The sequence below is a fragment of the Aggregatibacter sp. oral taxon 458 str. W10330 genome, assembly GCF_000466335.1.
Lineage (GTDB): Bacteria > Pseudomonadota > Gammaproteobacteria > Enterobacterales > Pasteurellaceae > Aggregatibacter.
In genome coordinates this window covers 1-7,761 of sequence record NZ_KE952626.1, presented here as the reverse complement: position 1 = coordinate 7,761, position 7,761 = coordinate 1, and the positions used below count along the sequence as shown (strand labels likewise).

Genomic DNA, 7,761 nt, shown 5'->3' with positions numbered 1-7,761 from the left:
ATTCGTGCAACAAGTTGCACGCTACGAGGGGGAAATAATCCTCCTATATGTTGAATTTGGGTTGTCAGCCTTGTTCACTGTATAGCGAGGATTTTTTCTGTTCATCGCTTAAGCTATTTAGCTCCATACGCATAGCGTATGGTTTTCATAGCCAGACTTTGGCTGGCTATAATAAAAATCAAATAAAGCATTCGTTTAGACAAAAAAATAAGCCCTGCAAAATACAGGGCTTATTATGTTTAAACTGATCATAGAAAGCATGATGCTTAAGTGCGGTCAGTTTTGAGATAGTTTTCTCTCTATTATGGATTAACCACCGAAGTCATCTAATAAGATGTTTTCGTCTTCAACACCGAGGTCTTTCAACATTTTGATTACCGCCGCATTCATCACCGGAGGTCCACACATGTAGTATTCACAATCTTCAGGTGCTTCATGATTTTTCAAATAGTTTTCATAAAGGACATTATGAATAAAGCCGGTGTAACCTGTCCAGTTATCTTCCGGTAACGGATCTGATAATGCTACGTGCCATGTAAAGTTCGGGTTTTCTGCTTGAAGCTGATCAAAATCTTCTACATAGAACATTTCACGTTTAGAACGCGCACCATACCAGAAAGACATTTTACGTTTAGAGTGCAAACGTTTTAATTGATCAAAGATATGGGAACGCATTGGCGCCATACCTGCACCACCACCAATAAAGACCATTTCGTTGTCGGTTTCTTTCGCGAAGAATTCACCAAACGGACCGGAAATCGTCACTTTATCACCCGGTTTTAATGACCAAATGTAAGAAGACATTTGTCCCGGAGGCACATCCGGTTGACGTGGTGGAGGTGTTGCAATACGTACGTTCAGCATAATAATGCCTTTTTCTTCCGGATAAGATGCCATGGAGTAAGCACGAATAATATGCTCATCGACCTTGGACACATAACGCCACAGGTCATATTTATCCCAATCCTCATGGTATTCTTTCGGAATATCGAAATCTTTATAGTAAACCGTATGTGGATCGGCTTCGATTTGGATATAACCACCAGCACGGAATGGTACTTCTTCACCCTCAGGAATCGCTAATTTCAGCTCTTTGATAAAGGTGGCTTTGTTATCATTAGAAATAACAGTACATTCCCATTTTTTCACACCAAAGATTTCTTCCGGCAATTCAATGTCCATATTGCCTTTCACGTTCACTTGGCAAGAAAGACGATAGCCTTCTTTCGCTTCACGTTTGGTGATGTGAGATAACTCTGTCGGTAAAATTTCACCGCCACCGCTTTTCACTTTTACCACACATTGACCACAGGAACCGCCACCTCCACAAGCTGATGACACAAAGATCCCTTTGCTGGCAAGCGCACCAAGCAATTTGCCACCGGCTGGTAACGTAATGGCTTTATTGGGATCATTATTAATTTGAATGGTAATGTCGCCAGAATCGACCAATTTAGATTTAGCAAATAGAATAATGGCGACAAGCACTAAAACGATCGCGGTAAAGGCTGCAACACCGAGTACAAGAATTGTTGTTTCGCTCATTTACGCCCTCCTTATAACTGAATACCGGAAAATGACATAAAGCCAAGAGCCATTAAGCCCGCTGAGATAAAGGTAATCCCTAAACCTTTCAAACCGGCCGGCACATCCGCATATTTCATTTTCTCAGTTAAACCGGCTAACGCAACGATTGCCAACATCCACCCTAAGCCTGCACCAATGCCATACACGGCAGATTCTGCGAAAGTATATTCACGTTGAATCGCAAAGGATACGCCACCAAAGATCGCACAGTTTACAGCAATAAGCGGAAGGAAAATCCCCAATGCGTTATAAAGTGCCGGGAAGAATTTATCGAGCGTCATTTCAAGAATTTGAACGATACCCGCGATAATCCCGATAAACGTAATAAAGCTTAAGAAGGATAAATCTACGCCTTCAACTAAAGCCCCATCTTTTAACACGTGTTCAAACACAAATTGGTTCGCCGGTACAGAAATGCCAAGCACAACTGTTACTGCAACCCCTAAGCCGAATGCTGTTGACACTTTTTTCGATACGGCAAGGAAAGTACACATTCCTAAGAAGAAAGAAAGCGCCATATTTTCAATGAAGATCGCCTTCACAAATAGGCTAATATAATGTTCCATTGATTATTTCTCCTGTTGCTCAGGTTTCCACGTTCTTAAGCCCCAAATGATGAAGCCAATAATAAAGAACGCACTTGGTGCAAGAAGGAACAAGCCGTTCGGTTGATACCAACCGCCGTCTTGAATGGTTTGGAATACTGGGAAGCCAAGTAAACGACCAGAACCAATTAACTCGCGTAACGTTGCAACAATTAATAAAATTGCACCGTAACCTAAACCGTTACCGATACCGTCAACAAAGCTCTCAAGTGGACGAGATTTCATCGCAAAAGCTTCTGCACGACCCATTACGATACAGTTGGTAATAATCAATCCCACGAATACTGAGAGCTGTTTCGATAAACCATAAGCAAAAGCTTTCAATACTTGGTCAACCAAAATTACCAAAGACGCGATAATTGCCAGTTGTACAATGATACGAATACTATTTGGAATGTAATGGCGAATCATTGAAATAAACATACTGGAAAAACCGGTTACTAAACTTACCGCAATTGCCATAACGATTGCGGTTTGTAATTGAGTTGTTACCGCTAACGCAGAACAAATACCCAAAATTTGCAGCGCAATCGGGTTATTTTTTACGATCGGATTAAGCAAAAGTGCTTTTAAATTGCTTTTTGCATCAGCCATTATCTTGCCCCCGCTTTAAATTTTGCTAAGAATGGACCAAAACCATTTTGACTAAACCAATAATCAAAAGAACCTTGCACACCATTTGAGGTTAAAGTTGCACCTGATAAGGCATCAACGCCGTGTTCTTTGTTAGAAGACGCATTTTTAGCAACACGAATAGCTACACGTTGATTATCATCAAACAGTTTTTTATCTACGAAAAGTGCTTGCCAACGCGGATTAGCGATTTCACCACCAAGACCGGCGGTTTCACCTTGATCATAGTAAGTAATGCCTTTGATGGTATTGGCATCTGGGGCAACCGCAACGAAACCGTACATTGTTGACCATAAACCGCGACCATACATTGGTAATACCACTTGACTGACATTGCCTTGTTCATCTTTCACAAGGTAAACACGCGCCTGATTTGCACGCACTTTAATCCCGGCTTTATCTTGTTCCGCAGGAATGGCTTGGCTAAGTGCGGTCGATTTTACCGCTGTTTTTGGGTCAAATTTTTCTACATCGTCTTTTGATGCTTGAATAAAATCACCACTTTGTAAATCCACTAAACGCGGTTCAATAAACTTGTTATAAGTGTCTTTAATGACGGAAGCATTATCTTCTTTCATTAAGCCGGCAACCGTTAAAATATTACGTTGAACGTCCAGTGCTTTTTGTTCATCTTGTTTTGATTTCAATGCAACTGCGGCACCGGAAACCACAATAGAACACACCAAACTTAGCAATACAACAACGGTAACTGTACCGCCAACGCTATCTTTATTAAATTTAGCCATTTGTTCTTGCTCTCCGACGTTTGATATTTGCTTGAACCACGATGTAGTCGAAAATTGGTGCAAATAAGTTTGCAAATAAAATCGCTAACATCATCCCTTCCGGATAAGCCGGGTTCACTGTACGAATTAAGACGGCCATCACACCAATTAACGCACCGTACCACCATTTACCGGTGTTGGTAAATGAAGCAGAAACAGGGTCAGTTGCCATGAAGATCATACCAAGAGCAAAACCACCTAATACGAAGTGCCAATGCCAAGGCATGGAGAACATTGGGTTAGTATCGGAGCCAATTAAGTTAAATAAGGTTGCAGTACCAATCATACCGATCATCACACCTGCCATAATGCGCCAAGAAGCGATACGGGTGAACACGATCACTGCACCACCGATTAACAATGCGAGCGTTGAAACTTCACCCATTGAACCAGGAATATTACCGATAAAGGCATCCATCCAAGTAATTGGCTCACCGGTTACCGTATGTTGCAATGCTGCTTGACCACCTTGTGACCATTGTGAAAGTGCGGTAGCGCCTGAGAAACCGTCTGCCGCAGTCCATACTAAGTCACCGGAAATTTGAGCCGGGTAAGCAAAGAATAAGAACGCACGACCGGCAAGCGCAGGGTTCATAAAATTACGACCGACACCACCGAAGATTTCTTTTGCTACTACGATACCAAAGGTGATACCGAGTGCCGCTTGCCATAATGGCAATGTTGGCGGAACAATTAAGGCGAAAAGAATGGTTGAAACGAACATCCCTTCATTCACTTCATGACCACGCACAACGGAGAATAACAATTCCCACATCGTACATACGGTAAACACCACTAAGTAAATTGGTAAGAAAAAAATCGCTCCTAACGCCATTTTAGAGCCCCAAGTTGCATTATTGGTTAAATCTAAACCCAATGAACTTGCAAGGGCATAGTGCCAATCACTCGCAATTAATTGTTCTAAATTGCCTAATTGATTTAAGGCAGGGATCGCTTGGTTACCCACATTGTACATACCGTAGAAAATCGCCGGGAACAATGCTAGGAAAACCGTAATCATCATACGTTTTGAGTCTAACGCATCACGAACGTGCGTGTTTTTGTGCGTTACCGTACCCGGTGTATAAAGCAAGGTATAAATCGATTCAAAGATCGGATAAAGCTTGCTGTATTTACCGCCTGGTAAAAACGCGGGTTCCATTTTTTCAAAAAGATTTTTCAAACCCATTTTTAACCTTCCTTCTCAATCTTATCTAAAACCTGACGCAAGATTGAACCGTATTCATATTTGCCCGGGCAAACGAAAGAACACAACGCTAAGTCTTCTTCATCTAGTTCAAGACAGCCTAACGCTTGTGCTCCATCGGTATCGCCCACGATTAAATCACGTAATAATAATGTCGGTAAAATATCCAACGGCATCACGCGCTCATAGCTACCGATTGGTACCATTGCACGTTCACCACCATTTTCTGCGGTAGTGAAGTTAAATAATTTCTTGCCAAAGTGACCAAGCACTGTACGGGTAATCGAATATTTATTCGGTTGTGGTGTAATCCAACCGAAGAACTCTTTCTCATTACCTTCTGCAATGACAGACACTTGTAATGCATAACGACCTAAATAATCATGCACACCTTTTGCCGTTTGACCGCAAAGCACGGAACCAGAAATCACGCGATTATTACCGTCTTTTAATTCACCTGCGGTTAATTGAGAGAGGTTCGCACCGATGACTGTACGCACTAAACGTGGCGACTTGACCTGTGGTCCTGCAAGAGAAACCACGCGTTCGACATTGAGCTCACCAGTGGTAAATAATTTACCGATAGCAATCACATCTTGATAGTTGATATACCAAACGGTTTTATTGATTCCCACCGGATCAATAAAATGGATATGTGTGCCACTTAATCCTGCCGGATGCGGCCCGGCAAATTCATCCACGATCACATTACTCGCGTGTGATGCCGGAATTTTATTATCAGGCGCTTTACATAAGTGAATGTTGCCGTCATGTAAACGACTTAACACGGTTAAGCCATTGACGAAATCATTTTCGGACGCTGCAATAATAACCGCAGGATCTGCAGCGAGGGGATTGGTGTCCATCGCATTAACGAAAATGGATGAAGGCACGCCATCAATCGCAGGCACTTTGCTAAATGGACGGGTACGAAACGCTGTCCATAAACCGGATTCCTGTAAATTTTTACGCACTTGCTCTGCACTTAACGTGTTCAGTTCAGCTGTCTCGTATTTATCGAAAGAAAGCGCTTCATTGCCTTCCACTTTAATTACCACAGACTGTAATACACGTTTCTCGCCACGATGAATCGCGGTGATCGTGCCACTCGCCGGTGCGGTGAAAATCACACCAGGGTTCTTTTTGTCTTCAAAAAGCACCTGACCTTTTTTCACTACATCACCTTCGCGAACCTTCATCGAAGGGCGCATTCCCACATACTCTTCACCCAGCAAAGCAACTTCAGTAACGGTATTCCCGTTATGGATTACCTGCTCCGGTTTTCCTGCAATAGGAAGATCCAAGCCTTTTTTAATCGTAATCATATTGTTTGCACTACTTTTGTTAGATTAAAAATACAGCAATAACCCTGAGGTTATTACCTCGTCTTGAGTGATGGTTGTTGAAATGATTAAAGAAGAAACAACAAGATACCTCTACACCAAATAATCACTCTTCAACCGGTAAAAATAAAACTCAAATTCTGCTATTTATTTGTCAAAGGCACGCAACACCCATGACAAAACGTTAAAATATTGCTAAAGATAAATGCCTTATTTTAACCAAATAATAACGTTCATGCCACTTTGAAACGTGGCTCTTTCTCGATTTTCCAAGAAAAACTGCACATAACTTGCAAAAAATCAATTTTTTATTTTATTGCGTAATAACAAAGAGGTAAGGAACTATAGCCCAACACCGGCACAACGAGGGGATTTCGGGAACTGCTGCCCTAATTCATCCCACTCTTGCTGAGTATAAAGATGCAATGCCAAGGCATGGATGCCATTTTGTAAATCTTGTGAAAGGAATTGATAGATTTTACGATGGCGTGCGACTTTACTCTGCCCTTCAAAGGCATCACTGACTAATACAATTTTAAAATGTGAATCCGCACCACGCCCGGAGCTGTGCATATGACTTTCGTTTTCAACCGTAATAAAGTGCGGTTGAAATTCCTGACATAATCGTTGTTCTAATGCTTGTTGTTTTGACATACTTCTTCCTTAAGGGATTTATTAAATGAGGAGACTATACAATTACTTGTAACTTTGTAAGAATAGCGCAAATTAATCAAACTGATGAGGATATTATGAAATTTAATCTGAAAACCGTTATTCTCGGCTCTATTCTGCTTTCCAGTGCGGTATTAACTGGTTGCCAAAGCGAACCCAGCACCTTGAGCTTTACACCGCCATCACCACAAGCCACCATGAATGTGAATCAATCTACGGTTGTTTACGTTACCACTCGCGATATGCGCCAAGCGCCTGAAATTTCCAGTTATGTTGCCGATGGTAAACTCGTCAAGTTATCCGCAACGCCAAGTGTTACCGAATTATTCCAACAAGTGGCACAACAAGATCTGGTTAGCAAAGGTTTTCGTATCGGCATGGCAAATAATTCTAATGCTGCTGTCACTGTAGATGTGCAAGAGTTCTTTGCGAAAGTCAACCAAGGCAATCTACGTTACGATATTGATAGCAAAATTCAACTCGCTATCCATGTTCAAGGCATGAAGGGTCAATTCAGCAAAAATATTAATGCGACTCGAAACTACTCCGGTGCTTTCTCGGCAAGAAATGCAGAAATCCAGAAAGTACTCGGCGAAACGCTTAACGAAGTGGTTCAATCTATTTACAAAGATCAAGAAATCACTCAAGCGATTACCCAATACGCAAACTAAAAACGTCGCAAAAAATGACCGCACTTTCTCGCTTAGCTCAGAAAAGTGCGGTGAAAATCCCAAGTGTTTTTTAGGGCACAATCCCAAAGATAAAATTAACGCATAAATTTAATTTCAATTTATGCGTTAATTTTTGCTTTGCGAAATACAAAATCAGAATCGTAGCGTGCAACTTGTTGCACGAAATCATGAATGCCCGAAAACGTTAAATAACGTTCCGTGCATAATTTGGTCGTGCATCAAGATGCACGCTACGCA

At 41.6% G+C, this 7,761-nt stretch carries 8 protein-coding genes; 1 reads left to right on the top strand and 7 read right to left on the bottom strand.

Features of this window, described 5'->3' with window-relative positions; all coding sequences use genetic code 11:
• Window positions 1–309 precede the first annotated feature (309 nt).
• From nqrF to HMPREF9065_RS00795, 7 genes are all read right to left on the bottom strand, one after another.
• A complete protein-coding gene (nqrF, locus tag HMPREF9065_RS00765; RefSeq protein ID WP_021616999.1) occupies window positions 310–1,545 on the bottom strand; it encodes an NADH:ubiquinone reductase (Na(+)-transporting) subunit F in 1,236 nt (411 codons plus the stop codon).
• Window positions 1,546–1,556: 11 nt separating this feature from the next.
• Window positions 1,557–2,153 (bottom strand): NADH:ubiquinone reductase (Na(+)-transporting) subunit E, encoded by a 597-nt coding sequence (gene nqrE, locus HMPREF9065_RS00770; protein ID WP_005633378.1) that lies wholly within the window; start codon window positions 2,151–2,153, stop codon window positions 1,557–1,559.
• A 3-nt stretch (window positions 2,154–2,156) separates the two neighbouring features.
• Entirely contained in the window at window positions 2,157–2,786 is a 630-nt protein-coding gene (locus tag HMPREF9065_RS00775; protein WP_021616998.1) for an NADH:ubiquinone reductase (Na(+)-transporting) subunit D, read from the bottom strand.
• Window positions 2,786–3,571 carry a Na(+)-translocating NADH-quinone reductase subunit C gene (locus tag HMPREF9065_RS00780; protein ID WP_006719428.1) on the bottom strand — a complete coding sequence of 262 codons (786 nt, stop codon included), beginning with the start codon at window positions 3,569–3,571 and terminating at the stop codon, window positions 2,786–2,788. Before HMPREF9065_RS00780 ends, HMPREF9065_RS00775 begins: the two co-directional genes overlap by 1 nt.
• Entirely contained in the window at window positions 3,564–4,799 is a 1,236-nt protein-coding gene (locus HMPREF9065_RS00785; RefSeq protein ID WP_021616997.1) for an NADH:ubiquinone reductase (Na(+)-transporting) subunit B, read from the bottom strand. The genes HMPREF9065_RS00780 and HMPREF9065_RS00785 overlap by 8 nt, the downstream gene beginning before the upstream one ends.
• Window positions 4,800–4,801: 2 nt before the next feature.
• A complete protein-coding gene (locus HMPREF9065_RS00790; RefSeq protein WP_021616996.1) occupies window positions 4,802–6,142 on the bottom strand; it encodes a Na(+)-translocating NADH-quinone reductase subunit A in 1,341 nt (446 codons plus the stop codon).
• Between the two features lie 360 nt (window positions 6,143–6,502).
• Window positions 6,503–6,814: a BolA family protein gene (locus HMPREF9065_RS00795; RefSeq protein WP_021616995.1), complete on the bottom strand. Its 312-nt coding sequence runs from the start codon at window positions 6,812–6,814 to the stop codon at window positions 6,503–6,505.
• A gap of 95 nt (window positions 6,815–6,909) precedes the next feature.
• On the opposite strand from HMPREF9065_RS00795, the gene HMPREF9065_RS00800 reads away from it, so the two are divergent.
• On the top strand, window positions 6,910–7,503 hold the full coding sequence (locus HMPREF9065_RS00800; protein ID WP_021616994.1) for a YajG family lipoprotein: 594 nt from the start codon (window positions 6,910–6,912) through the stop codon (window positions 7,501–7,503).
• Window positions 7,504–7,761: the final 258 nt, after the last annotated feature.